Genomic DNA, 25,930 nt, shown 5'->3' with positions numbered 1-25,930 from the left:
ACTCACCAGAAAAGGACCCCATGTTCAAGCACATCCTGCTCCCCGTCGACGGCTCGGACCTTTCGCACAAGGCCGTTTCCGCGGCCATCCAGTTTGCCCGCACCGCGGCGGCACGGCTCACGCCGTATATGTGCGTGGAGAGCTATCCGTATGCGCTGTCCAGCGACAGCTCGCACGAAAAGCGCGAGGTGTACCAGCAGCGCGTGGAAGCCGAGGCGCGCCAGGAGCTCGCCAAGGTCGAGGCCGCGGCAGCGCTCGCGGGGGTGCCATGTACCGGCCACGTCTCCAGCGCTTCGGTGCCGTACCAGGGCATCATCCATGCCGCCGGAGAACTGGGCTGCGACGTCATCTTCATGGCCTCGCACGGCCGCAAGGGACTCAGCGGGCTGCTGCTGGGCAGCGAAACGCAGAAAGTGCTGACCCATACCGACATCCCGGTGCTGGTGTTCCGCTGATCCGGGGCCGGCACACCCGTCTGCAGCACGTCGGCGGCGGCACCGTGCTGTACCATATCGCCCATATTCGAAAACGCCCCTTCGTGCCGCGGCCACAGGCCGCCGGACCAGCGCCCGGCCGCCCCCGCGGGGGCGCTTTTCCGCAACACGCAAGGCGGCGCTCCGAGCGGATCGGGCCGCACAACGCAGGCCCACCGCCAGACAGGCTAAATGGCAATGGGATTGCAGAAGAAAACCGACCCTGAACAGGCACAGGCAGACGCCGCAGGCAGCCGCCACACTCCCATGATGCAGCAATATTTGCGCATCAAGGCAGACCACCCCGACACCCTGCTGTTCTATCGCATGGGTGACTTCTACGAGCTGTTCCACGACGACGCCGAGAAGGCCGCGCGCCTGCTCGACATCACGCTGACCGCGCGTGGCGCCTCGAATGGCGTGCCGATCCGGATGGCCGGCATTCCCTTCCATTCGGCGGACCAGTACCTGGCCCGGCTGGTGAAGCTGGGCGAGTCGGTGGCGATCTGCGAGCAGATCGGCGATCCCGCCACCAGCAAGGGACCGGTAGAGCGCAAGGTGGTGCGCATCGTCACGCCGGGCACGCTGACCGACGCGGCGCTGCTGCCGGACAAGGTCGACACCTTCCTGATGGCGGTGCACCAGCAGACGACGCGCCGCGGCGTCAGCAAGACCGGCCTTGCGTGGCTGAACCTGGCCAGCGGCGAGCTGCGCCTGCTGGAGTGCGAGGTGGCGCAGCTGGGCCGCGAGCTGGAGCGCATCCGCCCGGCCGAACTGCTCTATGCCGACGGCATCGACCTGCCGGCGCTGGCCTGCGCGCGCACGCGCCTGCCCGAATGGCATTTCGACCAGGATGCCGGCTCGCGCCGGCTGCGCGAGCAGCTGGGCGTGGCCAGCCTCGATCCGTTTGGCTGTGCCGGTCTGGGCGCGGCAATCGGCGCCGCCGGCGCGCTGCTGAACTACGCCGCCACCACGCAGGGCCAGTCGCTGCGCCATGTGCAGGGCCTGAAGGTCGAACGCGAGTCGGAATACATTGGCCTGGATTCGGCCACGCGCCGCAACCTGGAGCTGACCGAGACGCTGCGCGGCGGCGAGTCGCCGACGCTGTTCTCGCTGCTGGATACCTGCTGCACCACGATGGGCAGCCGCGCGCTGCGGCACTGGCTGCACCATCCGCTGCGCGACCCGGCCGTGCCGCAGGCGCGGCAGCAGGCCATCGGCGCGCTGATCGACCAGGGCACCGATACGCTGCGCGGCGCGCTGCGCCGGCTGGCCGACGTCGAGCGCATCACCTCGCGCCTGGCGCTGCTGAGCGCGCGCCCGCGCGACCTGTCCTCGCTGCGCGATACGCTGCGCGCGCTGCCCGACGTGCAGGGCTGCATCCGCGACGAACAGGACAGCGAGCTGCTGGCGCAGACGCTGCAGGACCTGGCCGTACCGCAGGCGCCCCTGGACCTGCTGGTGCGCGCGGTCGCCGAAGAACCCGCCTCCGTGGTGCGCGACGGCGGCGTGATTGCGCGCGGCTACGACGCCCAGCTGGACGAGCTGCGCGATATCTCCGAGAACTGCGGCCAGTTCCTGATCGACCTGGAAGCACGCGAACGCACGCGCACCGGCATCGCCAACCTGCGCGTCGAATTCAACCGCGTGCATGGCTTCTATATCGAGGTCACCAATGGCCAGGCCGACAAGGTGCCCGACGACTACCGCCGCCGCCAGACACTGAAGAATGCCGAGCGCTATATCACGCCCGAGCTGAAGGCGTTCGAGGACAAGGCGCTGTCGGCGCAGGACCGCGCGCTGGCGCGCGAGAAGCAGCTGTACGACGGCCTGCTGCAGGCGCTGCTGCCGCATATCGGCGAGCTGCAGCGCGTGGCCGGCGCGCTGGCGCGCCTCGATGTGCTGGCGGCGCTGGCCGAGCGCGCGCAGACGCTGGACTGGTCCGCGCCCGAGCGCGTGCGCGAGAACGTGGTCGACATCGTGCAGGGCCGCCACCCGGTCGTGGAAGGCCAGCTGGCAGCGGAATCGGTGGCGTTTATCGCCAACGACTGCCAGCTCAACGAAGCGCGCAAGCTGCTGCTGATCACCGGTCCCAACATGGGCGGCAAGTCGACCTTCATGCGCCAGACCGCGCTGATCGTGCTGCTGGCCTGCGTGGGCGCCTACGTGCCAGCGCGGCGCGCCGTGATCGGCCCGATCGACCGCATCTTTACCCGCATCGGCGCGGCCGACGACCTGGCCGGCGGGCGCTCCACCTTCATGGTGGAAATGACCGAAGCCGCCGGCATCCTGCACCATGCCACGCCGTCTTCGCTGGTGCTGATGGACGAGATCGGCCGCGGCACGTCCACCTTCGACGGGCTCGCGCTGGCGTGGGCGATCGCGCGCCACCTGCTGTCGCACAACCGCAGCCATACGCTGTTCGCGACGCACTATTTCGAGCTGACGCAGTTGCCGCAGGAATTCCCGCAGGCCGCCAACGTGCACCTGTCCGCGGTGGAGCATGGCGACGGCATCGTGTTCCTGCATGCGGTGCAGGATGGTCCCGCCAGCCAGAGCTATGGCCTGCAGGTGGCGCAGCTGGCCGGCGTGCCGCAGCCGGTGATCCGCGCCGCGCGCAAGCACCTGGCATGGCTGGAGCAGCAATCGGCCGATGCCACGCCGACGCCGCAGCTCGACCTGTTCGCCGCGCCGACGCTGCCGGACACCGATGACGACGAAGGCGATGGGTACGAGGGGGGCGACGGCTATGCAGCCGCCACACCGCAGCCGGCCGACCTTGCACCGGAGCATGCCGCGCTGATCGACACGCTGGCCGACCTGGATCCGGACAGCCTGACGCCGCGTGCCGCGCTCGATGCGCTGTACCGGCTCAAGGCGCTTGCAGGCGAGGCGGTCGGCACGGCATGAACGCCAGGCGCCGGCATGCCGGCCGCATCCTCGCCGCGGCCTTGCTGCTGTGCGCGGCCAGCACCGCATGGCCGGCACCCGCCGGCCGCGGGGGCAAGGCCGCGCCCAAACCGAAGGTGATGCGCGTCGCGCTGATCGCCGACCTGCCGCAATGGCCTGCCGCCGAAGCCAACGCCGCCGCACTGCTCGACAGCTTTGCCGAACGCAAGCTCGACCTGGTGATCCACGCCGGCGGCATCAAGGGCGATACCGAATCCTGCAGCGACACCATCCTGGCGAGCCGCCAGCAGCTGCTCGCCCAGTCGCCGTTGCCGCTGCTCTACGTGCCGGGCGAAACAGACTGGGCCGAATGCCGGCTCCCGGTCAACGGCAAGTTCGACTCGGTCGAGCGGCTGAACCGCCTGCGCGAGCTGTTCTTCTCCGAGGACGCCACGCTGGGCCAGCGTCCGCGGCCGGTGGTGCGGCAGTCCGACCAGGCCCTGTTCCGCACCTTTCGCGAGAACGTCCGCCTCACGCTGGGCGACATCCTGATCGTCGGCCTGAACGTGCCGGGCGACAACAACCACTACCGCAACGAGGGCGGGCGCAACAGCGAGTTCGAGGACCGGCGCGAGGCCAACCGCCAGTGGCTGGCGCGCGCGTTCTCGCTGGCGCGGCAGCGCGGCATGAACGGCATCGTCGTGGTGGCCCATGCCGACCCGCACTTCGCCAACGGCTGGGAGAAGAAGGGCCGCCCGACGCTGCTGGACGGTTTCATGCGCCACCGCACGCGCGACGGCTACCTGGAGTTCAAGCGCCAGCTGCGCGACCTGAGCGCGCGCTTTCCCGGCCAGGTGCTGCTGGTGCATGCGGGCGAGAGCGGCTTCGGCATCGACAAGCCGCTACGCGACAGCGCCGGCAAGGTGCTGCAGAATTTCACGCGGGTTTCGCTGCCGATCAACACGGCGGCCCAATGGACCGAGCTGGTGATCACGCCGAACGCGGCGGCGCCGTTCTCGGCATCGCTCAGGGATGCGCCGGCCACGCCCTGAGCCGCGCGCCTGGAGCCGCGATGTCCGCGCCCATGAAAAAAGCCGGCTAAGCCGGCTTCCTTCATGGGCCACGGAGGGCGCGCGATCAGTGCAGCGTGCGCGGGGTATCGTCGCCCTCGTCTTCGTCCTCGTCCACCACCTCGATGCCCGAGGCGCCATGGGCGTGGCCGTGCTCGATTTCCTCGGCGGTAGCCTCGCGCACCTCGGAGACCTTCAGCCAGAAGCGCAGCGCCATGCCGGCCAGCGGGTGGTTGCCGTCCAGCACCACCTTGTCTTCGGCAACGTCGGTCACGGTGTAGATGACGGAGTCTTCTTCATCGCCGTCCTCGGGCATGCCTTCGAACTGCATGCCGACTTCCAGCGGCTCGGGAAAGCGGTCGCGCGGCTCGACCTTGACCAGCTCGGCATCGTAGTCGCCAAAGGCATCTTCGGGTTCAAGCTGCAGCTGGGTCTCGAAGCCGGTGTCATGGCCGTCGAGCGCTTCCTCGATCTTGGGGAACGTGCCATCATACCCGCCGTGCAAATAGACCATGGCTTCATCTGACTCCTCAATCAGATTGCCTTGCGCGTCCGACAGCTTGTACATCACGGACACTACCGTGTTCTTAGCGATTTTCAATTCTTGACTCCATGAACGATTCCGCATTATACGCGCAGGCCCTGCCCCCTGGCCCCGTCGATCCAGACACTCCGCTCGACCTGCTTGGTGGCATGACGCCGGCTGCATTCATGCGGGATGTCTGGCACCGCAAGCCACTGCTGATTCGACAGGCGGTACCCGGAATCGTGCCGCCTGTGTCGCGCGATGCGCTTTTCGACCTTGCCGATCGCGACGAAGTCGAATCGCGCCTGGTGACGCACTTCCGCAATCGCTGGAAGCTCGAACATGGTCCATTTGCGCGCGAAAACCTGCCTGCCGTCAAGGCCCGCCAGTGGACTTTGCTGGTGCAGGGCGTGAACCTGCACGATGCCGCGGCGGCCGAGCTGATGGGACGCTTCCGCTTCGTGCCCGACGCGCGCCTGGACGACCTGATGATCAGCTACGCGTCCGACGGCGGCGGCGTCGGCCCGCACTTCGATTCCTACGACGTGTTCCTGCTGCAAGTCTCGGGCCGGCGTCGCTGGCGCATCTCGTCGCAGACCAGCCTGGAACTGGTCCCCGACATGCCGCTGAAGATCCTCGCCGATTTCAGCGCCGAGGAGGAATGGGTGCTGGAGCCGGGCGACATGCTGTACCTGCCGCCGCAATACGCCCACGACGGCGTGGCCGAAGGCGAATGCATGACCTGCTCGATCGGCTTCCGTGCCCCGGCCTACCGTGAACTGGCGGGTCATTTCCTGGCGTGGCTTTCCGAGACGGTGGAGGACAACGAAGACCTCAGCGGGCGTTACGCCGACGCCGGCGAACGTGCGGCGACGAAGCCCGCGCAACTGCCCGCCGGCATGGCCAAGGCAGTAGCCGAGCGGCTCAAGGCACTGCAATGGAATTCGCAGATGGTGTCGGAATTTCTTGGCTCTCATCTGTCAGAACCGAAGCCCGGGGTCGAATTCGCGGAGATATCCGACCTGCCGCAGCGCCGTTATGAGAAACTTGCGGCCCAGCATGGCGTCGTTCTTGCGTCTGCCTCGATTGCACTTTACGACCGGCACAATTTCTTCCTCAATGGGGAAGCCTACGAGCCCCCGGCCGAACTGATGCCCTGGTTGAAAAAACTGGCCGATAATCGCCACCTTAGCGGCGATGAGGTTGCGGTATGCGCCAGCCTGCCTGACCTGATGGAGACTTTTCATCACTGGACGCAGGAGGGATGGCTACAATTGGGACCACGCCTGTAATAATGCGTAACATTGCAATTCAGTAATTTTCGATGCTACACAAGCCGGGAAAACGCGGATATAATCGTCGGCTGGCTAGTACTGTGGACCACTGTATATGTCGGCACCCGGGAGGGCCTCTATTTTTGCAGTTCAAGAGCGATAATTACCGGTAATTATTCATCGCCTGTTTTTCGTTATTACAAGTTAAAGGACGAACAATGAAGAAGTCTCTCCTGATCGCATCGCTGCTGGCCGCTGTTGCTCTCGCCGCTTGCGGCAAGAAGGAAGAACCGGCTGCTCCGGCCGCTGACACGGCTGCTCCGGCTGCCACCGCTCCGGCTGCAGAAGCTCCCGCCGCTGAAGCTTCGGCTCCCGCTGCAGAAGCCCCGGCTGCTGCCGCTGCTGACGCTTCGGCTCCCGCTGCTGAAGCCCCGGCTGCTGACGCTTCGGCTCCGGCTGCCAAGCAGTAATCGGCTTCGCCCGACAAAAAAACCGGCCCTGGGGCCGGTTTTTTTATTGGTCGCCGCAAGGCGCGTCGCGCACCCGGTTCAGGCTCGCACCGCTTGCCAGTCCAGCCCCATTTCCTGATCGGCCACCAGCACTTCCGAAGGCAACGCGCCCAGCGCCGCCGCCAGCGCGCCCGTGGCCAGCTCCCGCGTGTTGTTCTGCTTGCTGAGGTGCGCCGCCACGACGCGGTTCAGGCCGGCATGCGCGACCTGCCCCAAAATGCTCGCCGCCACCTCATTGGCCAAATGGCCGAAGTCACCGCCAATCCGCCGCTTCAGCGACGCCGGGTAGACCGAGTTGCGCAGCAACTCGCGGTCGTGATTGCACTCCAGCACCAGCGCATCCACACCTGACAGACGCGCTGTCACATAGGGCGTTTCCATGCCGGCGTCGGTCAGCACGCCCAGACGCGACTGCCCATCGGAGAGCACGAACTGCAGCGGCTCGCGCGCGTCGTGCGGAACCGTGTACGGCATCACCTGGATGCCGCCGATGGCAAAAGCGTGGTCGGCACCGCAGACGCGCACATCGGCGAGGTCGGCGCCGCGCATGTGCGAGGTCGCCAGCCACGTGCCGTGGCTGGTGTAGACCGCCAGCCGGTGCCGGGCCGCAAAGGCGTAGGCCGAGCCGACATGGTCGCCATGCTCGTGCGTGACCAGCACGGCGTCGAGCTGGTCCGGCGTGACGCCAAGCCGCTCCAGGCGACGCGCGGTCTCGCGGATGCCGAAGCCGCAGTCGAGCAGCACGCGCGTGGTGGTGGTGTCTTCGCGGGATTCGATCAGCAGCGAGTTGCCCTCGCTGCCGCTGCCGAGGAAGGCGAAGCGCATCATGGCCGCGCCCTCCCCGCCGTGCAGTTGGCAGGCCGGCCAGGACGGCCGGTGGTTGAACCGGTCACCGCCGGCTCAGTGCAGTTGCTCGTCGAGCAGCGACAGGATGCGCTTGCCGATTTCGCCGTTCTCCGGCTGGCCGGCATCGTTGAGCACCGTCACCAGCGTGCCGCTGCCGGTGCCCTTGAGCGCCACGCGGTACTTCTTGGCGGTCTTGGGATCGTCCGGCTTGGTGAACAGCTTGGAGAAGAAGCCACGGTTGTCGACGTTGGTGCGCGGATCGACGTAGCGCACGTAGTACAGGCCCTGGGCACGGTCGCGGTCTTCGATGGTGAAGTTGACGCGATCCAGCGACAGGCCGACCGAGCGCCACGCGCGGTCGAACGGCTCCGGCAGCTGCAGCGCGGGGGCGCCATTGACCTGGGCCAGGTAGGACTTCTGGGCAGCACCGCCGGCTACCGCACCCGTGGCACCCGTGGCACCCGCTGCGCCAGCCGCCGCGTCAGCCGTCGCCGCGTCACTGCCAGCCGGCGCCGGGCTCTTGGCCATGCGGTCGGCCTGCTCCTTCTGCACGCCCAGTCGTTGCGCCAGGCGCGACAGGAATTCGGCTTCCAGCTCGGGATCGGCCGGACGCGGAGTCCACACGGTGCTGGACTTGTCGATACCGGTCAGTTGCTCCTGCGCGCCGCGGTGGCTGATGAACACTTCCAGCGTGCCGTTCTGCGCGCGCTCGACGCGGGTGCGGAACTTGTCGCGCTCGGAGGTCGAGTACAGGCCGTCGAACACCTTGCCGATGGTATTGCGGATGATGTCCTGCGGGATCTTGGCGCGGTTCTCGGCCCAGTCGGTTTCCATGATGCCGGTCTCGGGCGAGTCCTGCACCAGCAGGAAACCGCTTTCCTGCCAGAAGCCGCGCAGTTGCTGCCACAGCTGGTCGCCGCGCATGCCGTTGCTGATCACCAGCCAGCGCGTGTTGCCGTCGCGCTCCATGCGGATGCCCTGCGCCGAGGGCAGTACGTTCTCGGTCGGGGATTGCTCGCGTACCTTGGCCGCCTGGCTGTAGGTCGACAGCGTCGAGGTGCCGTTGGCATCGGGCACCGAGTAGCGGCGGTCGCCTTCCAGCTTGGTCAGGTCCGGCGGAATGTCCAGCGTGGGCGTGCGCTTCGACGCCGACGACTTGTAGTCGATCTTGTCGGGCTGCATCGCTTCATTGATGCTGCTGCAGCCGGTGATCACGCCCGCGGCCAGCACAGGCACAACCAGGGCGGCGCGGCGGACTTGCGTCGCGCCGCGGCGGTTAAGCTTCGATTTCATTGACACGCAATCCTAGTTGAGGGAGCGACAGCAAGACGCCGCGGTAAATCAGGCCAGCAGGCCGGCGGCGGCCAGTGCCTTGCGTACGGTTTCGTGGTTGGATTCCGACAGCGGGGTCAGCGGGAGGCGGATGCCGCCTTCCATCTTGCCCATCTGCTGCAGGGCCCACTTCACCGGGATCGGATTGGCTTCGACGAACATGGCCTTGTTCAGTCCGATCAGTTCCATGTGCAGGCGGCGCGCGGTGACGACGTCGCCCTTCAGTGCCGCCGCGCACATCTCGTGCATCTTGCGCGGGGCCACGTTCGCGGTGACCGAGATATTGCCCTTGCCGCCCAGCAGGATCAGCGCGACCGCGGTGGGATCGTCGCCGCTGTAGATGGCAAAGCTCTCCGGCGCGTCGTTGATCAGCTGCGCGGCCCGGTCGATATTGCCCGTGGCTTCCTTGACGCCGACGATGCCCGGCACCTGCGCCAGGCGCAGGATGGTGTCGTTGCTCATGTCGGCAACGGTGCGGCCCGGGACGTTGTACAGCAGCACCGGCAGTTCCACCGCTTCAGCGATGGTGCGGAAATGGCGGTACATGCCTTCCTGGGTCGGCTTGTTGTAGTACGGCACGACCTGCAGCGATGCATCGGCGCCCACCTTCTTCGCGAAGGCGGTCAGCTCGATGGCCTCCTTGGTGGAGTTGCCGCCGGTGCCCGCGATGATCGGGATGCGCTTGCCGGACTGTTCGACGGCCACGCGGATCAGCTCGCAGTGCTCCTCGACGGAAACCGTCGGGGATTCACCGGTCGTGCCGACGATCACGATGCCATCGGTGCCCTCGGCGACGTGCCAGTCGACCAGTGCGCGCAGGGCCGGGAAGTCCAGGCTGCCGTCCTCATGCATCGGGGTGACGATGGCGACGATGCTGCCGGTAATCTGTGTCATAACGTTAAGGAATTCGGGATGCGAATAACGGGATTGTACCGGAACCGCAGGCGGCTTCGACCGCCGGCGGGAAGCTGGTTGGCTCGGGGTTGATACCAACTGTTTCAACGTGTGCAGCGGCATTCTCGCCGACAGCGCACATGCACTTTCAGGGGTCCAGGCGGTAGCGTGCCGGGGTGGCCGCATCCGGCGCGGCGGCGGCCTCGCGCACCGCACACAGACGCTGCACGAAGGCCGTTTTCGGCACTTCCTGCACGCCGTCTTCATAAGCGATGACACGCAGGCCGTGCGTGCGCGCCACTTCGAGCAATTCCCCGGGACGCAGCAGAAAATCGGGCCGCGAGGGCTTGCCGACGGTCTCGTTGCCTGCCGCAAAGGTCTCGTACAGCCACACGCCACCCGGCGCCAGCGCTGCAGCCAGGTGCGGCCACAGCGGCCGGTGCAGGTAGTTGGTGACGACGATGGCGTCGAACGGCGCCTCGCCGGCCAGCGGCCAGGTACCCTGCTCCAGGTCGGCCACGCAGCCGGTCACGCCGGACGGCAGCCCGGCAATGGCGGCGGCATCGCGGTCAACGGCCAGCACCGCATGGCCGCGCGCGGCCAGCCAGGCGGCATGGCGGCCGCTGCCGCAGGCCAGGTCGAGCACGCGGGCGCCGGGGCGCAGCAGGTGCGCCCAGCGGGCGACCCACGCGGACGGTGCGGACAGGCCGGCATGCGGCGCGGCTTGGACGTCGATCATGGCGCCCCCCCGTCAGTGCAGCAGGATCACGATCGGGCGCAGCATCAGCTCGATCAGCGACATCAGCACATTGACCACCGGCGTCATCCAGATGGAGGTGATCACCCCCGCGGCGACCAGCGCCAGCACCACGAAAATCCCGTAGGGCTCGATACGCGACACTGCGCGCGCCACGCCCTGCGGCAGCAGCGCGGTCAGCACGCGGCCGCCGTCCAGCGGCGGCACCGGGAACAGGTTGAAGGCGGCCACCACCAGGTTGACGCGCACGCCCGCCAGCGCCATTTCGCCAAAGAAGGGCTCACGCACCCCGCCCCAGGTCAGGCCGATCGCCAGCAGCACCCAGGCGAAGGCCTGCACCACATTGCTGGCCGGGCCCGCCAGTGCCACCCACATGCCATGCCAGCGCGGGTTGCGCAGGCGCTCGAACACCACCGGCACCGGCTTGGCGTAGCCAAACACGAACTGGCCGCTGGTCATGATGTAGAGCAGCAGCGGCACCGCCACGGTGCCGATCGGATCGATATGGCGGATCGGGTTCAGGCTGACCCGCCCGAGCGAATAGGCCGTGTTGTCGCCAAACACTTTGGCCACATAACCGTGCGACGCCTCGTGCAGCGTGATGGCGAGCAGCACCGGCAGGGCATAGACCGCGAAGGTCTGGATAAGAGAGGAATCCATGACGGCTATTGTAACGGGCCGCCGGCTTGCCAGGCGCACGGCGGCGCACCGCTGGCGGCGCAGCGCGGGTTCAGCAGCTCACGTTCAGCGCCCGAACTCAGAGCCCGAAGCGCGAGATGTCGCCGCGGCCGGCGCGCACCAGCTCGGGCTCGCCGCCGGTGAGGTCGATCACCGTGGTCGGCTGCGCCGGCGCCGGGCCGCCGCAGACCACCAGGTCGAGCTGTTTTTCCAGCCGGACGCGGATTTCTGCCGGGTCGTTGAGCGGCTCGTCGTCGCCGGGCATCTGCAGCGTGGCCGTGATCAGCGGCTCGCCGGTTTCGCCCAGCAGCGCCAGCGGGATGGCGTGGTCGGGCACGCGCATGCCGATGGTCTTGCGCGCCGGGTGCGACAGGCGCCGCGGCACTTCCTTGGTGGCTTCCAGGATAAAGACGTATGGCCCCGGCGTGGCGCCCTTGATCCAGCGGTACTGGCGGTTGTCGACGCGGGCAAAGTTGCCCAGCTCGGACAGATCGCGGCACATCAGGGTCAGGTGGTGGCGATCGTCGATGCCGCGCAGCCGGCGCAGGCGCTCGACCGCGTGCTTGTCGTCGAGCTGGCAGGCGAGCGCGTAGCTGGAATCGGTCGGCAGCGCGATCAGTCCGCCCTTCTGCAGGATCTGCGCGGCCTGCTTGATCAGGCGCGACTGCGGGTTGAGCGGATGGATCTCGAAGTACTGGGACATGCAGGGCGCCTTTGGTTTGGCTTTTCGTTTGGCTGGCGGGTTACCAGTCGTGCCAGACCGGCGTGACCGTGGACGGCAGCGGCGGCAGCGTGCCGAGCTCGACCCGGCCTTCGCCGGGCCCGTGGAAATCCGAGCCGCGCGAGGCCAGCAGCCCATAGTGGCGCGCCACCTCGGCATAGCGGCGGTACTGGTCCGGCGTGTGGCTGCCGGTCACGACTTCGACGGCGCCACCGCCGAGCGACTTGAACTCGTCGAACAGGGCATCGTGCTGGGTGTCGGTGTAGTGGTAGCGGCCAGGGTGCGCCAGCACGGCGATGCCGCCGGCGGTGCGGATCCAGCCCACGGCTTCGGACAGACTGGCCCAGCGATGGCCGACATAGCCGGGCCGGCCTTCCGACAGGTATTCGCTGAACACATCGCCGATGGTTGCGCACCGGCCCTGGTCAACCAGCCAGCGCGCGAAATGGGTGCGCGAGATCAGATCGGGATTGCCCACGTATTTCAGCGCGCCTGCGTAGGCGCCCTCGATGCCGACCCTGGCCAGCGCGTCGCCGATGTCGCGCGCACGCCGGGCACGTCCGGTACGGGTGTCGGTCAGGCCATCGATCAGCTCGGGACAGAACGGGTCGATTTGCAGGCCGACGATATGCACGGTCTGCCCGGCCCAGGTCACCGAGATCTCCACGCCCGGCACATAGCGCATGCCGAATTCCTCGGCCGCGGCGCGCGCCGCGGCCTGCCCGCCGACCTCGTCGTGGTCGGTCAGTGCCCAGTACTGGACGCCCGCATCGCGCGCGATTTCCGCTATCGCGCGAGGCGACAGCGTGCCGTCGGACACGGTGGAATGGCAGTGCAGGTCGGCGTTGATGGCGTGGGCGTTTTGCATGGGGCTCATTCTACTCCGGTCGCCCTTCGCCTGCGTGGCGCCCGCGGCGTGCCGGAGGTGGTCTGGCGCCCATGGCAAAGCCCTGCCGGCAACGCTGGCGTCGCCGGGAAACGGGCTGGTGCGGGGTATAGTCGGGCTTTGCACCCTCTTCCGCGGGCCGTCCGTGCCCGCCTTGCCCACCATGTCTATCGACACCACCACCGCCACGCCCGCCGTCGCCACCACTGACGTCCTGATCGTGGGCGCCGGTCCGGTCGGGCTGTTCGCCGCCTTCCAGGCCGGCGTGCTCGGCCTCAAATGTGAACTGATCGACGTGCTCGACCGCGCCGGCGGCCAGTGCACCGAGCTGTATCCCGAGAAGCCGATCTACGACATCCCGGCCGTGCCCGGCTGCCTGGCGCAGGAACTGGTGGACCGGCTGCTGGAGCAATGCGAGCCGTTCGCCTTCCCGATGCATTTCGGCCAGCGCGCCGAAAGCGTGTCCGAAATGCCCGGCGCGCCAGCGCAGGACGGCCAACCGGCGCACCCGCGCATGCTGGTCACCACCGATGGCGGCAAGCGCTTCGATGTCGCGGCGGTGCTGGTCTGCTCCGGCGCGGGCGCGTTCGCGCCGCAGCGCGTGGCGCTGCCGGAAGCCGCAGCGCTGGAGGACCGCCACGTGCACTACGCCGTGCGCGATGTCTCGCGCTTTGCCGGCAAGCGGGTGATCGTCGCCGGCGGCGGCGATTCGGCGCTGGACTGGGCGCTGGCGCTGCGCAAGGTGGCTGCGCGCGTGACGCTGCTGCACCGGCGCGAGGGCTTCCGCGCCGCCGATGGCACCGTAGCCGAGATGCGCGCCGCGGTGGCGGCCGGCGAGATGGATTTCGTGGTCGGCATGCTGGGCGCCCTGCGCACCGACGGCGAGGCACTGGCCGAAGTGGAAGTGCGCACCCGCGACGGCAGCCAGATGCTGCCCGCCGACGAGCTGGTGGCGCTGTACGGCCTGGTGTCCGAACCCGGCCCGATCGCGCAATGGGACATGGACATGCGCGCCGGCCGCATCCTGGTCGACACCACCACATATGAAAGCTCGCGCCGCGGCATCTTTGCCGCGGGCGATATCGCCTTCTACCCCAACAAGCAGAAGCTGATCCTGTCAGGCTTCCATGAAGCCGCGCTGGCGCTGCGCAAGGCATATCACTACGCCTTCCCGGAGAAGGCGCTGGTGCATGTGCACACCAGCAACAACGCCGCGCTGAAGGAAAAGCTCACGCACGCCTGAGCGCGCTCACCGGCTTAACGACAGAACGCCTCGACCAGTTCCGCCACCGCGGCCGGCTGGTCGTGATGCAGCATGTGGCCGGCATCGTCGATCACCGCTTCACGGAAATCGCGGAACGCGCGGAAGCGCTCCTTGAATTCGTCGATGCTCTGCTTGTGGGCGATATTGCGCAGCGTCTCCGAATTACGCGCTTCCACATGCAACACCGGCGCTGTGACCTGTTCCCAGATCGCCATCACTTCATCGAGCCGGTACAGCATCGGATTGACCAGCTTGTGCGCCGGGTCGCCCAGGATTTCCCAGCGGCCGTCGGCATTCCGGCGCGACCAGTGCGCGGCCAGGAACGCGGCGCGGTCGTCCGGCAGGCGCGGGTTGGTCTTCTGCAGGCGCGCGGCCACGCCGTCGACGCTGTCGTAGGTCCTCAGCTCACCGCCAATGCGCAGCTCGTCAAGCCACCGCGCGTAGCGCCTGGGGGCATGCGCCGGCCGTGTCGCCGTCATGCCGAAGCCTTCCAGGTCCACCACGCGGCGCACGCGTTCGGGGCGGATGCCGGCATACAGGCAGATCACGTTGGCGCCCATGCTGTGGCCGACCAGGTCGACCTGCCCTTCCGGCTGGTAGTGGTCGAGCAGCGCCTCCAGGTCGGCGACGTAGTCGGGGAACCAGTACGACTGCGTGCCGGGATAGCGCGAGGGCCAGTCGGTCTCGCCAAAGCCGCGCCAGTCGGGTGCGATCACGTGCCAGTCGCCGCGCAGGTGGTCGACCAGGAACTGGAACGAGGCGGCCACGTCCATCCAGCCATGCAGCATGAACAGCTTGCGCGCGCCGGGCGTGCCCCAGTGGCGCACGTGGTAGCGCAGCCCGCGCAACGTGATAAATTCAGACCGCGAGGTTTCCTTGATTGTCATTGTCTCCACCCTTGCGTCGGGTCTTCCTGCCGCGGGGCGGGCGGAAGCCTCGACAAAATAGAACGATCGTTCGCTTGTGCGCATTATAGCGGCCGCGGCGGTTTGCGGCAGGGCGCGTCTCGGCGGACCGAAGACCTTCAGGAGACCTTGGATGGCCGCAGCTGCCTTGCCGGCAAGCCGGCGCGACGACTACCGCGCGCTGTACGAATCCTTCCGCTGGGAAATCCCCCCGGACTTCAACATTGCCGAAGCCTGCTGCGGCCGCTGGGCGCGGGACCCGGCAACCATGGACCGCATCGCCGTCTATACCGAGCACGAGGACGGCCGCCGCAACGCGCATACCTTCGCCCACATCCAGGCCGAGGCCAACCGGCTCTCGGCGGCGCTGCGCGACCTGGGCGTGGCGCGCGGCGACCGGGTGGCGATCGTGATGCCGCAGCGGATCGAGACCGTGATCGCCCACATGGCGATCTACCAGCTGGGCGCGATCGCGATGCCGCTGTCGATGCTGTTCGGGCCGGAGGCGCTGGCCTACCGCATCGCACACAGCGGAGCCTGCGTGGCGATTGCCGACGAAACCTCGATCGACAACGTGCTCGCGGCGCGCCCGGAATGCCCGGCGCTGGCCACCGTGATCGCCGCCGGCGATGCGCACGGACGCGGCGACCACGACTGGGACGTGCTGCTGGCCGCGCAACTGCCCAGCTTCACTGCCGAAGAGACCAAAGCCGGCGAGGCTGCCGTGCTGATCTACACCAGCGGCACCACCGGCCCGCCCAAGGGCGCGCTGATCCCGCACCGCGCGCTGATCGGCAACCTGACCGGCTTTGTCTGCTCGCAGAACTGGTATCCGCAGGACGACGACGTGTTCTGGAGCCCGGCCGACTGGGCCTGGACCGGCGGGCTGTGGGATGCGCTGATGCCGGCGCTGTATTTTGGCAAGCCCATCGTCGGCTACCAGGGCCGTTTCTCCGCCGAGCGTGCCTTCGAACTGCTCGAGCGCTACGCCGTCACCAACACCTTCCTGTTCCCGACCGCGCTCAAGCAGATGATGAAAGCCTGCCCCGAACCGCGGCAGCGTTATGACATCAGGCTGCGCGCCTTGATGAGCGCCGGTGAAGCGGTTGGCGAGACCGTGTTCGGCTGGTGCCGCGATGCCCTCGGCGTGATCGTCAACGAGATGTTCGGCCAGACCGAGATCAACTACATCGTCGGCAACTGCACCGCGCAGAACGACGGCGAGCGCCTGGGCTGGCCGGCGCGGCCCGGCTCGATGGGCCGCCCCTACCCCGGCCATCGCGTGCAGGTGATCGACGATGAAGGCCGCCCCTGCGCACCGGGCGAGGACGGCGAGGTCGCGGTCTGCGCCACCGATAGCGCCGGGCATCCGGACCCGGTGTTCTTCCTCGGCTACTGGAAGAACGAGGCGGCGACCGCGGGCAAGTACGTCGAGCGCGACGGCCTGCGCTGGTGCCGCACCGGCGATCTCGCGCGCATCGATGCCGACGGCTACCTGTGGTACCAGGGCCGTGCCGACGACGTGTTCAAGTCCTCGGGCTACCGCATCGGGCCGAGCGAGATCGAGAACTGCCTGCTCAAGCATCCCGCGGTGTCCAACTGCGCGGTGGTGCCCTCGCCCGATCCCGAGCGCGGCGCGGTGGTCAAGGCCTTCGTGGTGCTGACGCCGGCGGTGGCGCGCTCGTTCGACGGCGACGCGGCGCTGGTGGCGGAATTGCAGGCGCATGTGCGCGGGCAGCTGGCACCGTACGAGTATCCGAAGGCGATCGAGTTTATCGACCAGCTGCCGATGACGACCACCGGGAAGATCCAGCGGCGGGTGTTGCGCTTGCTGGAGGAAGAGCGGGCGGCGCAGCGCCGGCAGTTGGCCTAGCCGGCCGACGCCTCCAGCCAGGCCAGTTCATCCTCATCAAACCCGGCCGCGCGCCGTGCCTCGAGGTTGAACGGCCCGCGCAGCTTCGGCGCGCGGTATTGCTCGGCCAGTTGCGCATAGGTAGCCACCGGCTCCAGCTTGCGCTGCGCGCACAGCCAGCGGTACCAGTGGTTGCCGATCGCAACATGCCCAACCTCGTCGCGCAGGATGATGTCGATGATCGCCGCGGCGGCATGATCCCCGGCGCCGGCCAGCCTGGCGCGCACCGGCGGCGAGGCATCGAGCCCGCGCGCTTCCAGCGTGCGCGGCACCAGCGCCATGCGCGCCAGCACGTCGCCAGCAGTCTTGCCGGTCATCTCCCACAGGCTGTTGTGCGCGGGAAAATCGCCGTAGGCCGCACCCAGCGTGCCCAGATGGTCGGCCAGCAGCGTGAAGTGCAGCGCTTCCTCATCCGCCACGCGCAGCCAGTCGCGGTAGTAGGCCGGCGGCATGCCGGCAAAGCGCCACACCGCATCCAGCGCGAGGTTGATGGCGTTGAATTCGATATGGCACAGCGCGTGGATCATCGCCGCGCGCCCGGCAGCCGTATGTAGCGAGCGGCGCCGTTCGACGCTCTGCGGCGCTACCAGCACCGGCCGCTCCGGACGTCCCGGGATGATATGGCCCCCGTCGGCATCGATCGCCTCGTCCGCACGCAGCGCTCCATCGGACAGCGCCATGGCATCGCGGTACAACGCCCGCGCGGCGCCGGCCTTTTCGCGCGGATCGGTCATGCACAGCACCACCAGCGCGCGATGGCGCGGCGAAAGTGACGGATCAGGCAAAGCGGTGGCGGGTGTTTTTTCTGGCATGGGCGTAAAATCCGGACTGCCGCCATTGTAGGGCCTCGCCGGCACCCACCCGCGTGCCTGGCCATGCAGTTCCCCACAGACCCGCTGACTCTTTAAAGTCCGGCGGCAACCCCCATTTCAACACAAGCCTTTCGTGCAGGAGACCTCATGGCGCTTTACCAGCTCGGCGACGTCAAGCCCAATATCGACAGCGAAGCCTACGTGGCCCCGGAAGCCACCGTCATCGGTAACGTGACCCTCAAGTCCCGCGCCAGCGCCTGGCCCGGTGTCGTGATCCGCGGCGACAACGAGCCGATCGTGGTGGGGCATGACACCAATATCCAGGAGGGCTCGGTGCTGCACACCGACCCGGGCTGCCCGCTGACCCTGGGCGACAAGGTCTCGATTGGCCACCAGGCCATGCTGCACGGCTGCACCGTCGGCGAAGGCTCGCTGATCGGCATCCAGGCCGTGGTGCTGAACCGTGCCGTGATCGGCAAGGAATGCCTGGTCGGCGCCGGCGCCGTGGTCACCGAGGGCAAGGTCTTCCCGGACCGCTCGCTGATCCTGGGCGCGCCGGCCAAGGTGGTGCGGCAGCTGACCGACGAGGACGTCGCCAACCTGTACCGCAACGCCGAAACCTACGCCTCGCGGCAGGCCATGTACAAGCAACAGCTCAAGCGGATCGGCTGAACCCGGCCGGCGCCGCGGCGGCATCCATCGCATTACTCGACAGACAACGTGACCCAGACTACCCCCACCACCCCCGACACCCTGCAGAAGTTCCTGTTCGACGCCGCCCCCGTGCGCGGCGAACTGGTGCGCATGGAAGCCACCTGGCAGGAAGTGCTGGGCCGCCACAGCTACCCCACGCCGGTGCGCCGGCTGCTGGGCGAAATGATGGCCGCCGCGGCACTGCTGTCGGCCAACCTGAAGTTCAACGGCGCGCTGGTGATGCAGCTGCACGGCGACGGCCCGGTGCGGATGCTGGTGGTGGAATGCCTGTCCGACCTGTCGATGCGCGCCACCGCCAAGCTGGCCGAGGGCGCGGAGATTGCCGACGACGCCACGCTGGCCGAGCTGGTCCATGCGCACGGCCACGGCCGCTTTGCCATCACGCTCGACCCGAAGGACAAGCTGCCGGGCCAGCAGCCGTACCAGGGCATCGTGCCGCTGGCGGACGAGCACGGCCCGCTGCCGTCGATCAGCGCGGTGCTGGAGCACTACATGAAGGCCTCCGAGCAGCTCGACACGCGCCTGTGGCTGGCCGCCGACGACCGCGTCGCCGCCGGCATGCTGCTGCAGAAGCTGCCCTCCTACGGCGGCACCGCCGACGTGGGCGAGACCGGCGCACCGCTGGCCAGCCATGCCAAGGCGCAGGACCTGGATACCTGGGACCGCGCGGTGCAGCTGGGCACCACGCTCAAGGCCGAGGAACTGCTGGCCGAGTCGCCCGAGACGCTGCTGCGCCGCCTGTTCTGGGAAGACCTGCAGGACGCCGGCCTGCGCGTGTTTGAGCCGATGACGCCGCATTTCCATTGCTCGTGCTCGCGGCCCAAAGTGGCCGGCATGCTGCAGTCGCTGGGGCGTGAAGAGATCGAGGGCATCATCGCCGAGCGCGGCAACGTGGAGATCCATTGCGATTTCTGCGGCCAGCGCTATGAGTTCGACCCGGTCGACTGCGCCCAGCTGTTCTCGGCCACGCATATTGCCACCGGCGCCGGGGCGGGCGCGCATCAGCACCACTGAGGCGCTATCCAGGCTCCGGGCACGGCACGGACAGAGCGGCGTAACGGAAACATCCGGCGCGCCGCCCTGTCCAACGGCTGTACGATCGCTGTACCCGCGAGCCTGAGAACCGCCATGTCCGCCGAAGCCTTTACCCCCTTACCCGAATCCAGCGCCACGACCGCCGCCGCCACGCGCGGCCGGCTGCGTGGCGCTATTGCATTCGCTGCGGCCGGCGGCCTGCTAATGGCCGCCGGCTGCGCGGAGATCCCGCGCGACGCCAACGGCTCGCCCCCGACGGCGCGGCTCGCGCCGAACGCCATGCCACCGGCCCGGCTGACGCCCGAAGCGCGGCAAAAGCTCGATGCCCTGAACCAGGAGGTACTGCGCGAACAGGCCGACGCCATCGCGCGGCAGCAACAGGCCGAGGCCTATGCGCGTGCGGCGTATGCCTATCCCAACACGAGCTGGAACCTGTTCTACGGAGGATGGGGTGGCGGCCACTGGGGTGGCGGCGTCAGCGTGGGAATGCCCGGCTATTGGGGCGGCTATCCGTACTGGTGGTGACGGCCACGGTGCCGTCGGCAGGAATCAGAACGTTGATCAGTGCCCGCCGCGCCCGGCGACGGAATTCGCCGGCGGCGGCAGCGGCGGCGTGGCGCTGACCTTCGGTGCCGGCGCCACGAACTGCACGAACACCTCGCCTTCCCTCACCATGCCCAGCTCATAGCGGGCACGTTCCTCGATCGCGCCGGTGCCGTCCTGCAGGTCGGCAACTTCCCCTTCCAGCTTGGCGTTGCGCAGCTTGAGCGTCTGGTTGCGGGATCCTTGCTCGGTCAGCTGGCGGTTCAGGTCCCAGACGCGCAGCCAGCCACCCTTGCCCAGCCAGAGCGGATACTGGATCGCAAGCAGCAGCACGAACAACAGCAGCGAAATCAAACGCATGAAAGGTTGCGGACGAGAAATTCCGCACAATGATCTGCGAAGTCGGCCCGGAAGGCAATTGCCAGGCAGATTTCGATACAAAAACAGCGGTGGCCGGATGTTATCCGTGCCACCGCCTTTTCTATCGCCACACGTCATTCCCGCGAAGGCGGGAATCCAGCGTCTTTCACGTCCCCTTCGGGGATGAAGACACTGGGTCCCCGCCTTCGCGGGGACGACAACCACAGGTGTTAGCGCAGGTTGTAGAACGCGCCCTTGCCCGGGTAGCTGGCGATATCGCCGAGGTCTTCCTCGATGCGCAGCAGCTGGTTGTACTTGGCCATGCGGTCCGAGCGCGACAGCGAGCCGGTCTTGATCTGGCCGGCGTTGGTGCCCACGGCGATGTCGGCAATGGTGCTGTCTTCGGTTTCGCCCGAGCGGTGCGAGATCACGGCGGTGTAGCCGGCGCGCTTGGCCATCTCGATGGCGGCGAACGTTTCGGTCAGGGTGCCGATCTGGTTGATCTTGATCAGGATCGAGTTGCCGATGCCCTTCTCGATGCCTTCCTTCAGGATCTTGGTGTTGGTGACGAACAGGTCGTCGCCCACCAGCTGCACGCGCTTGCCCAGCTTGTCGGTCAGCGTCTTCCAGCCGTCCCAGTCGCCTTCGGCCATGCCGTCCTCGATCGACACGATCGGGAACTTGTCGCACAGGTTGGCCAGGTAGTCGGCGAACTGGGTCGAGGTCAGCTTCAGGCCTTCGCCTTCCAGCTGGTACACGCCTTCGCCCTCGTGGTAGAACTCGCTGGCGGCGCAGTCCAGCGCCAGCAGCACGTCTTCACCGGCGCGGTAGCCGGCCTTCTCGATGGCCTGCACCACGGTGTTCAGGCATTCCTCGTTGGAAGAGAAGTTCGGGGCGAAGCCGCCCTCGTCGCCCACCGCGGTGGACATGCCCTTGTCGGCCAGGATCTTCTTCAGCGCGTGGAAAATCTCGGCACCGCAACGCAGGGCTTCGCGGAAGCTGGTCTGCGACACCGGCATGACCATGAATTCCTGGATGTCCAGGCTGTTGTTGGCGTGCGCGCCGCCGTTGACGATGTTCATCATCGGCACCGGCAGCTGCATCGCGCCCGAACCGCCGAAGTAGCGGTACAGCGGCAGGCCGGCTTCTTCAGCGGCGGCCTTGGCCACGGCCATCGACACGGCCAGCATGGCGTTGGCGCCCAGGCGGCCCTTGTTCTCGGTGCCGTCGAGGTCGATCAGGGTGCGGTCCAGGAAGGCCTGCTCGGAGGCATCCAGGCCCATGATGGCTTCGGAGATTTCGGTGTTGATGTGCTCGACAGCCTTCAGCACGCCCTTGCCCAGGTAGCGCGACTTGTCGCCGTCACGCAGTTCGATGGCTTCGCGCGAACCGGTCGATGCGCCCGACGGCACCGCGGCGCGGCCCATCACGCCGGATTCCAGCAGCACGTCGCATTCGACGGTGGGGTTGCCGCGCGAGTCGAGAACCTCGCGACCGATGATATCTACGATTGCACTCATGAATTCCTCTCTGACTGTTGATTCTTGCTGCTGCTGATTACTGCAACCTGTGCCCGTGTCAGGCGCATGTCAAACTGCCCGACAACCCTCAGGCAGCGCCTTCCACCACGATCATGTTCATCTTTGCCGCATGCTCGCGCGCCTTGCGGGCGGCGCGATAGGCTTCGCCGTCGTGGAACGACCTGGCGGCTTCATAGCTGGGGAATTTCAGCACCACGACACGGGTCGGCGCCCACTCGCCCTCCAGCGGCTCGGTCTTGCCGCCGCGCACCAGCACCTCGGCGCCATGGATCTGCATGGCCTGGCTCGACAGCACTTTGTATTCCTCGTACTGCTGGGGGTCGGTCACGTCGACGTAGGCGATGATATAGCCCGCGGCCATGGAGAATCTCCCGATTTTTTGTATTGTCTTTCGATATGGTTTGTCACCGCTGGCATGCAGCGGCGACAAACCTGGCCAGGCTCAGGCGCAGGCCGGCCAGCCGAAGTTGTCTTCCAGGAAGCCGGCGCGCTTGACCAGCGTGTCGAGGTCCTTGAGGACCGACAGCAGTTCCTTCATGCGCGACAGCGGCACCGCGTTGGGGCCGTCGGACATGGCCTTGCTCGGGTCCGGATGCGTCTCCATGAACAGGCCGGCCACGCCGGTGGCGACCGCCGCGCGCGACAGCACCGGCACGAACTCGCGCTGGCCGCCCGAGCTGGTGCCCTGCCCGCCGGGCAGCTGCACCGAGTGGGTGGCGTCGAACACCACCGGGGCGCCGGTCTCGCGCATGATCGCCAGCGAGCGCATGTCGGACACGAGATTGTTGTAGCCGAACGAGACACCGCGTTCGCAGGCCATGAAGACGTCGTCGGGCAGGCCGGCGTCGCGCGCGGCATCGCGGGCCTTGTCGATCACGTTCTTCATGTCGTGCGGCGCCAGGAACTGGCCCTTCTTGATGTTCACCGGCTTGCCGCTCTGGGCGCAGGCACGGATGAAATCGGTCTGGCGGCACAGGAACGCCGGGGTCTGCAGCACGTCCACCACGGCGGCGACGGGCTTGATCTCGTCGATCTCGTGGATGTCGGTCAGCACCGGCACGCCGACCTCGCGCTTGACGGTCGCCAGGATCTCCAGGCCCTTCTCCAGCCCCAGGCCGCGGAACGACTTGCCGGAAGAACGGTTGGCCTTGTCGAACGACGACTTGTAGATGAACGGAATGCCCAGTTCAGCGGTGATGGCCTTGAGCTCGCCGGCGGTATCCAGCGCCATCTGCTCGGACTCGATCACGCACGGACCGGCGATCAGGAAGAACGGCTTGTCGAGGCCGGCCTCGAATCCACAGAGTTTCATGACAGACTCCTCTCTTGCCGCCTGGCTTCAGGCGCCCTTGCGCTGCTGGCTGGCCAGCGCGGCTTCGACGTAGGCCTTGAACAGCGGATGGCCGTCGCGCGGCGTCGAAGTGAATTCCGGGTGGAACTGCACGCCGACGAACCACGGGTGCATCGACTCCGGCAGTTCCATCATTTCCGGCAGGTTCTCGGTCGGGGTGCGGGCCGAGATCACCATGCCGGCGTTTTCCAGCGTCGGCACGTAGTGGTTGTTGACCTCGTAGCGGTGGCGGTGGCGCTCGTTGACCTCGGCGCCGTAGATGGCGTTGGCCTTGGTGCCTTCCTTGACCGGCACGCGCTGCGCGCCCAGGCGCATGGTGCCGCCCAGGTCGGAATCGGCCGAGCGCTGCTCGACCTTGCCTTCGCGGTCGACCCACTCGGTGATCAGCGCGACCACCGGGTGCTCGGTTTCGAGGTTGAACTCGGTCGAGTTGGCATCGGCCATATTGGCCACGTGGCGGGCAAATTCGATCACGGCCAGCTGCATGCCCAGGCAGATGCCCAGGTACGGGATCTTGTTCTCGCGCGCGTACTGGATCGCGCGGATCTTGCCTTCGGTGCCGCGCTTGCCGAAGCCGCCCGGCACCAGGATGGCGTCCAGCGGGGTCAGCACTTCGAGGTGGCCCGATTCCAGTTCCTCGGAATCGATGTACTCGATATTGACGCGCGTGGCGGTGTGCATGCCGGCGTGGCGCAGCGCCTCGATCAGCGACTTGTACGACTCGGTCAGGTCGACGTACTTGCCGACCATGCCGATGGTGATTTCGTGCTCGGGATTTTCCTGCGCGTTGACCAGCTTCTGCCACATCGACAGGTCGGCCGGCCGCGGGTCCAGGCGCAGCTCCTCGCAGATCAGGCGGTCGAGGCCCTGCTCGTTGAGCATCTGCGGGATCTTGTAGATGCTGTCCGCGTCCCACACCGAGATCACGGCGTCCTGCGGGATATTGGCGAACAGCGAGATCTTGGCGCGCTCGTCGTCCGGGATCGGGCGGTCGGCGCGGCACAGCAGCGCGGTCGGCGAAATGCCGATTTCACGCAGCTTCTGCACCGAGTGCTGGGTCGGCTTGGTCTTCAGTTCGCCGGCGCTGGCAATGAACGGCACCAGCGTCAGGTGCACGAAGGCGGCATGGTTGCGGCCCATGCGCAGGCTCATCTGGCGCGCGGCTTCCAGGAACGGCAGCGATTCGATGTCACCCACGGTGCCGCCGATTTCCACCAGCGCCACGTCGGCCTTGCCGTCGTGCGAGGCAGCGGCGCCCTTCTCGATGAAGGCCTGGATCTCGTTGGTGATATGCGGGATCACCTGCACGGTCTTGCCCAGGTACTCGCCGCGGCGCTCCTTGCGGATCACCGATTCGTAGATCTGGCCGGTGGTGAAGTTGTTCGACTTGCGCATCTTGGCCGAGACGAAACGCTCGTAGTGGCCGAGATCGAGGTCGGTTTCCGCACCGTCTTCCGTGACAAACACCTCGCCATGCTGGAAGGGGCTCATCGTGCCGGGATCGACGTTGATGTAGGGATCTAGCTTGAGGAGGGTGACTTTGAGGCCGCGCGACTCAAGAATGGCCGCGAGCGAGGCAGCAGCGATGCCCTTGCCGAGAGAAGAGACGACGCCACCGGTGACGAAGACGAATTTGGTCATAAACCGAGCTTGCCGGGGAAATCGGGATTATACATGAGAGCCCGATCTCCGCCGACCCGGAAATTGTGACAACGCCGCCCGCCAGCGCCGGTGCGCGCGTGGCTTGCCGGGGCATTCCAGCGTCCGGCGGCAGCGCTGCGGCGCATGCGCCGCATGCCCGCTCAGCGCCTGTTCAGCGCCTGTTCAGCGCCCGCCGCGCATCGCTCCGATCAGGTCGCGCACCAGTTGCGCCGTTTCCTGCGGCCGCTCCATCGGGTACAAATGGCCGCCCTCGATAAAGCGCAGGTTTTCGCCCACCAGCTTGCGGGTCGCCGCGAGGCCGCATTGGCGCACCTCGCGCGAGCGCGTGCCGGCGACGAAGCCGACCGGCACCGGCGCGCCCCGCCTGAGCTTGCGTCCCAGGCTGGTCGGCAGCGTGCGGTAGATCCAGTACTCGACCTCGCGGTCGAAGCGCAGGCGCCGCTCGTTGTCCTTGCCGGTCGGCTCGGTGCCGTGGAGCGCATAGTCGCGCAGCACCTCCTGGTCCCACACGGCAAAATTCGGCTTGCCGCGGAAGTGCTGCCACACGGCCTCGGCATCGGGCCAGTGCGTGCGCCGGTTCTTCGTCACCGCCGCCGGACCGGGCTTTTCGTCGATGCCGAGCACCTGCGCCGTCTTCAGCAGCGAGGCGCGCCAGCCGTCAATGATCGGCGAATCCAGCATCACCACGCCGCGCACCCATTCGGGCCGGCGCAGCGCCGCCATCATCGACAGGAAGCCGCCCAGCGAATGGCCCACCAGCCAGACCGGCTCGCGGTACTGGCGCCCCACTTCCTCGAGCAGTTCTTCCACCAGGTGTGGCCACCCGCGCGTGACCGGAAACTGGGGCCGGTGGCCGTAACGGTCCACGGCGCGGAATTCGAATTCGCCGTCCAGTTCGCCGAACAGCTTGCGGTACGTCGTGACCGGAAAGCCGTTGGCATGCGAAAAATGGATGATCTCGCGCATCGCCGCCCCG

Annotated in this window: 26 protein-coding genes; 10 read left to right on the top strand and 16 right to left on the bottom strand. The window is 67.4% G+C overall.

Going from position 1 to position 25,930, the window contains the following annotated elements; translation table 11 throughout:
• The first annotated feature begins 20 nt into the window (after positions 1 to 20).
• From JTE92_RS17675 to JTE92_RS17665, 3 genes are all read left to right on the top strand, one after another.
• A complete protein-coding gene (locus JTE92_RS17675) occupies positions 21 to 455 on the top strand; it encodes a universal stress protein (protein ID WP_063238451.1) in 435 nt (144 codons plus the stop codon).
• A gap of 216 nt (positions 456 to 671) precedes the next feature.
• Entirely contained in the window at positions 672 to 3,383 is a 2,712-nt protein-coding gene (gene mutS / locus JTE92_RS17670) for a DNA mismatch repair protein MutS (RefSeq protein ID WP_232353346.1), read from the top strand.
• Positions 3,380 to 4,414 carry a metallophosphoesterase family protein gene (locus JTE92_RS17665; protein ID WP_063238449.1) on the top strand — a complete coding sequence of 345 codons (1,035 nt, stop codon included), beginning with the start codon at positions 3,380 to 3,382 and terminating at the stop codon, positions 4,412 to 4,414. Before mutS ends, JTE92_RS17665 begins: the two co-directional genes overlap by 4 nt.
• A gap of 85 nt (positions 4,415 to 4,499) precedes the next feature.
• Here JTE92_RS17665 and JTE92_RS17660 read toward each other — a convergent pair whose 3' ends face one another.
• Positions 4,500 to 5,033: an FKBP-type peptidyl-prolyl cis-trans isomerase gene (locus tag JTE92_RS17660; protein ID WP_063238448.1), complete on the bottom strand. Its 534-nt coding sequence runs from the start codon at positions 5,031 to 5,033 to the stop codon at positions 4,500 to 4,502.
• An 11-nt stretch (positions 5,034 to 5,044) separates the two neighbouring features.
• On the opposite strand from JTE92_RS17660, the gene JTE92_RS17655 reads away from it, so the two are divergent.
• Together JTE92_RS17655 and JTE92_RS30445 are read left to right on the top strand one after the other, a co-directional pair.
• Positions 5,045 to 6,250: a cupin domain-containing protein gene (locus JTE92_RS17655; protein ID WP_174544852.1), complete on the top strand. Its 1,206-nt coding sequence runs from the start codon at positions 5,045 to 5,047 to the stop codon at positions 6,248 to 6,250.
• Positions 6,251 to 6,450: 200 nt separating this feature from the next.
• Positions 6,451 to 6,702: a hypothetical protein gene (locus JTE92_RS30445; protein WP_084254510.1), complete on the top strand. Its 252-nt coding sequence runs from the start codon at positions 6,451 to 6,453 to the stop codon at positions 6,700 to 6,702.
• Positions 6,703 to 6,780: 78 nt separating this feature from the next.
• On the opposite strand, the gene JTE92_RS17650 is transcribed toward JTE92_RS30445, so the two are convergent.
• The 7 genes from JTE92_RS17650 to JTE92_RS17620 form a co-directional block, all read right to left on the bottom strand.
• A complete protein-coding gene (locus JTE92_RS17650; protein WP_063238446.1) occupies positions 6,781 to 7,569 on the bottom strand; it encodes an MBL fold metallo-hydrolase in 789 nt (262 codons plus the stop codon).
• Positions 7,570 to 7,641: 72 nt separating this feature from the next.
• Positions 7,642 to 8,880, bottom strand: coding sequence for an NlpB/DapX family lipoprotein (bamC, locus tag JTE92_RS17645; RefSeq protein ID WP_063238445.1), 1,239 nt, complete (start codon positions 8,878 to 8,880; stop codon positions 7,642 to 7,644).
• A 48-nt stretch (positions 8,881 to 8,928) separates the two neighbouring features.
• Positions 8,929 to 9,813 carry a 4-hydroxy-tetrahydrodipicolinate synthase gene (gene dapA, locus JTE92_RS17640; RefSeq protein WP_063238444.1) on the bottom strand — a complete coding sequence of 295 codons (885 nt, stop codon included), beginning with the start codon at positions 9,811 to 9,813 and terminating at the stop codon, positions 8,929 to 8,931.
• Between the two features lie 148 nt (positions 9,814 to 9,961).
• Positions 9,962 to 10,552 (bottom strand): class I SAM-dependent methyltransferase, encoded by a 591-nt coding sequence (locus tag JTE92_RS17635; RefSeq protein WP_063238443.1) that lies wholly within the window; start codon positions 10,550 to 10,552, stop codon positions 9,962 to 9,964.
• Positions 10,553 to 10,564: 12 nt separating this feature from the next.
• A complete protein-coding gene (locus JTE92_RS17630) occupies positions 10,565 to 11,230 on the bottom strand; it encodes a site-2 protease family protein (protein WP_063238442.1) in 666 nt (221 codons plus the stop codon).
• 97 nt (positions 11,231 to 11,327) lie between these two features.
• On the bottom strand, positions 11,328 to 11,951 hold the full coding sequence (locus JTE92_RS17625) for an L-threonylcarbamoyladenylate synthase (RefSeq protein WP_063238441.1): 624 nt from the start codon (positions 11,949 to 11,951) through the stop codon (positions 11,328 to 11,330).
• A gap of 40 nt (positions 11,952 to 11,991) precedes the next feature.
• Positions 11,992 to 12,837, bottom strand: a complete 846-nt coding sequence (locus JTE92_RS17620) for a 3',5'-nucleoside bisphosphate phosphatase (RefSeq protein WP_084254509.1) — start codon at positions 12,835 to 12,837, stop codon at positions 11,992 to 11,994.
• A 181-nt stretch (positions 12,838 to 13,018) separates the two neighbouring features.
• On the opposite strand from JTE92_RS17620, the gene JTE92_RS17615 reads away from it, so the two are divergent.
• Positions 13,019 to 14,098, top strand: a complete 1,080-nt coding sequence (locus JTE92_RS17615; protein WP_063238439.1) for an NAD(P)/FAD-dependent oxidoreductase — start codon at positions 13,019 to 13,021, stop codon at positions 14,096 to 14,098.
• A gap of 14 nt (positions 14,099 to 14,112) precedes the next feature.
• On the opposite strand, the gene JTE92_RS17610 is transcribed toward JTE92_RS17615, so the two are convergent.
• Positions 14,113 to 15,006 carry an alpha/beta fold hydrolase gene (locus tag JTE92_RS17610; RefSeq protein ID WP_063238438.1) on the bottom strand — a complete coding sequence of 298 codons (894 nt, stop codon included), beginning with the start codon at positions 15,004 to 15,006 and terminating at the stop codon, positions 14,113 to 14,115.
• 151 nt (positions 15,007 to 15,157) lie between these two features.
• Between JTE92_RS17610 and JTE92_RS17605 the strand changes: the two genes are divergently transcribed.
• Positions 15,158 to 16,897: an acetate--CoA ligase gene (locus tag JTE92_RS17605; protein WP_063238437.1), complete on the top strand. Its 1,740-nt coding sequence runs from the start codon at positions 15,158 to 15,160 to the stop codon at positions 16,895 to 16,897.
• Here the strand turns inward: JTE92_RS17605 and JTE92_RS17600 are convergent.
• Positions 16,894 to 17,748 carry a ferritin-like domain-containing protein gene (locus JTE92_RS17600; protein ID WP_063238436.1) on the bottom strand — a complete coding sequence of 285 codons (855 nt, stop codon included), beginning with the start codon at positions 17,746 to 17,748 and terminating at the stop codon, positions 16,894 to 16,896. The two genes, JTE92_RS17605 and JTE92_RS17600, sit on opposite strands and share 4 nt — an antisense overlap.
• A 147-nt stretch (positions 17,749 to 17,895) precedes the next feature.
• Here JTE92_RS17600 and JTE92_RS17595 point away from each other — a divergent pair, with 147 nt between their 5' ends.
• The 3 genes from JTE92_RS17595 (at position 17,896) to JTE92_RS17585 (ending at position 20,022) form a co-directional block, all read left to right on the top strand.
• Positions 17,896 to 18,420, top strand: coding sequence for a gamma carbonic anhydrase family protein (locus JTE92_RS17595; RefSeq protein ID WP_063238435.1), 525 nt, complete (start codon positions 17,896 to 17,898; stop codon positions 18,418 to 18,420).
• Positions 18,421 to 18,468: 48 nt separating this feature from the next.
• Positions 18,469 to 19,476: an Hsp33 family molecular chaperone HslO gene (gene hslO / locus JTE92_RS17590; RefSeq protein WP_063238434.1), complete on the top strand. Its 1,008-nt coding sequence runs from the start codon at positions 18,469 to 18,471 to the stop codon at positions 19,474 to 19,476.
• Positions 19,477 to 19,590: 114 nt separating this feature from the next.
• The gene (locus JTE92_RS17585) at positions 19,591 to 20,022 is read left to right on the top strand and encodes a hypothetical protein (protein WP_063238433.1); all 432 of its coding nucleotides are present in this window, start codon (positions 19,591 to 19,593) and stop codon (positions 20,020 to 20,022) included.
• 36 nt (positions 20,023 to 20,058) lie between these two features.
• On the opposite strand, the gene ftsB is transcribed toward JTE92_RS17585, so the two are convergent.
• The 6 genes from ftsB to JTE92_RS17555 all read right to left on the bottom strand — a co-directional run bounded on the left by ftsB (position 20,059) and on the right by JTE92_RS17555 (position 25,920).
• The gene (gene ftsB / locus JTE92_RS17580; RefSeq protein ID WP_063238432.1) at positions 20,059 to 20,400 is read right to left on the bottom strand and encodes a cell division protein FtsB; all 342 of its coding nucleotides are present in this window, start codon (positions 20,398 to 20,400) and stop codon (positions 20,059 to 20,061) included.
• A 230-nt stretch (positions 20,401 to 20,630) separates the two neighbouring features.
• Entirely contained in the window at positions 20,631 to 21,920 is a 1,290-nt protein-coding gene (eno, locus tag JTE92_RS17575) for a phosphopyruvate hydratase (RefSeq protein WP_063238431.1), read from the bottom strand.
• An 88-nt stretch (positions 21,921 to 22,008) separates the two neighbouring features.
• Positions 22,009 to 22,302 carry a DUF1330 domain-containing protein gene (locus JTE92_RS17570; protein ID WP_063238430.1) on the bottom strand — a complete coding sequence of 98 codons (294 nt, stop codon included), beginning with the start codon at positions 22,300 to 22,302 and terminating at the stop codon, positions 22,009 to 22,011.
• Between the two features lie 81 nt (positions 22,303 to 22,383).
• On the bottom strand, positions 22,384 to 23,253 hold the full coding sequence (gene kdsA, locus JTE92_RS17565) for a 3-deoxy-8-phosphooctulonate synthase (RefSeq protein WP_063238429.1): 870 nt from the start codon (positions 23,251 to 23,253) through the stop codon (positions 22,384 to 22,386).
• 27 nt (positions 23,254 to 23,280) lie between these two features.
• On the bottom strand, positions 23,281 to 24,933 hold the full coding sequence (pyrG, locus tag JTE92_RS17560; protein ID WP_063238428.1) for a CTP synthase: 1,653 nt from the start codon (positions 24,931 to 24,933) through the stop codon (positions 23,281 to 23,283).
• Positions 24,934 to 25,116: 183 nt separating this feature from the next.
• Positions 25,117 to 25,920, bottom strand: a complete 804-nt coding sequence (locus JTE92_RS17555) for an alpha/beta fold hydrolase (RefSeq protein ID WP_063238427.1) — start codon at positions 25,918 to 25,920, stop codon at positions 25,117 to 25,119.
• Positions 25,921 to 25,930: the final 10 nt, after the last annotated feature.

Source organism: Cupriavidus oxalaticus (assembly GCF_016894385.1).
Lineage (GTDB): Bacteria > Pseudomonadota > Gammaproteobacteria > Burkholderiales > Burkholderiaceae > Cupriavidus > Cupriavidus oxalaticus.
This window is presented reverse-complemented; position numbering and strand designations above follow the sequence as displayed.

Coding starts and splice junctions, on each gene's coding strand:
- JTE92_RS17605 (WP_063238437.1), top strand. CDS start 15,158: ATGGCCGCAGCTGCCTTGCCGGCAAGCCGGCGCGACGACTACCGCGCG.
- mutS (WP_232353346.1), top strand. CDS start 672: ATGGGATTGCAGAAGAAAACCGACCCTGAACAGGCACAGGCAGACGCC.
- JTE92_RS17665 (WP_063238449.1), top strand. CDS start 3,380: ATGAACGCCAGGCGCCGGCATGCCGGCCGCATCCTCGCCGCGGCCTTG.
- JTE92_RS17610 (WP_063238438.1), bottom strand. CDS start 15,006: ATGACAATCAAGGAAACCTCGCGGTCTGAATTTATCACGTTGCGCGGG.
- bamC (WP_063238445.1), bottom strand. CDS start 8,880: ATGAAATCGAAGCTTAACCGCCGCGGCGCGACGCAAGTCCGCCGCGCC.
- JTE92_RS17585 (WP_063238433.1), top strand. CDS start 19,591: ATGTCCGCCGAAGCCTTTACCCCCTTACCCGAATCCAGCGCCACGACC.
- JTE92_RS17555 (WP_063238427.1), bottom strand. CDS start 25,920: ATGCGCGAGATCATCCATTTTTCGCATGCCAACGGCTTTCCGGTCACG.
- JTE92_RS17615 (WP_063238439.1), top strand. CDS start 13,019: ATGTCTATCGACACCACCACCGCCACGCCCGCCGTCGCCACCACTGAC.
- ftsB (WP_063238432.1), bottom strand. CDS start 20,400: ATGCGTTTGATTTCGCTGCTGTTGTTCGTGCTGCTGCTTGCGATCCAG.
- JTE92_RS17650 (WP_063238446.1), bottom strand. CDS start 7,569: ATGATGCGCTTCGCCTTCCTCGGCAGCGGCAGCGAGGGCAACTCGCTG.
- JTE92_RS17620 (WP_084254509.1), bottom strand. CDS start 12,837: ATGCAAAACGCCCACGCCATCAACGCCGACCTGCACTGCCATTCCACC.
- pyrG (WP_063238428.1), bottom strand. CDS start 24,933: ATGACCAAATTCGTCTTCGTCACCGGTGGCGTCGTCTCTTCTCTCGGC.
- kdsA (WP_063238429.1), bottom strand. CDS start 23,253: ATGAAACTCTGTGGATTCGAGGCCGGCCTCGACAAGCCGTTCTTCCTG.
- JTE92_RS17600 (WP_063238436.1), bottom strand. CDS start 17,748: ATGCCAGAAAAAACACCCGCCACCGCTTTGCCTGATCCGTCACTTTCG.
- JTE92_RS17630 (WP_063238442.1), bottom strand. CDS start 11,230: ATGGATTCCTCTCTTATCCAGACCTTCGCGGTCTATGCCCTGCCGGTG.
- JTE92_RS30445 (WP_084254510.1), top strand. CDS start 6,451: ATGAAGAAGTCTCTCCTGATCGCATCGCTGCTGGCCGCTGTTGCTCTC.
- JTE92_RS17675 (WP_063238451.1), top strand. CDS start 21: ATGTTCAAGCACATCCTGCTCCCCGTCGACGGCTCGGACCTTTCGCAC.
- dapA (WP_063238444.1), bottom strand. CDS start 9,813: ATGACACAGATTACCGGCAGCATCGTCGCCATCGTCACCCCGATGCAT.
- JTE92_RS17635 (WP_063238443.1), bottom strand. CDS start 10,552: ATGATCGACGTCCAAGCCGCGCCGCATGCCGGCCTGTCCGCACCGTCC.
- JTE92_RS17625 (WP_063238441.1), bottom strand. CDS start 11,951: ATGTCCCAGTACTTCGAGATCCATCCGCTCAACCCGCAGTCGCGCCTG.
- eno (WP_063238431.1), bottom strand. CDS start 21,920: ATGAGTGCAATCGTAGATATCATCGGTCGCGAGGTTCTCGACTCGCGC.
- JTE92_RS17570 (WP_063238430.1), bottom strand. CDS start 22,302: ATGGCCGCGGGCTATATCATCGCCTACGTCGACGTGACCGACCCCCAG.
- JTE92_RS17595 (WP_063238435.1), top strand. CDS start 17,896: ATGGCGCTTTACCAGCTCGGCGACGTCAAGCCCAATATCGACAGCGAA.
- JTE92_RS17655 (WP_174544852.1), top strand. CDS start 5,045: ATGAACGATTCCGCATTATACGCGCAGGCCCTGCCCCCTGGCCCCGTC.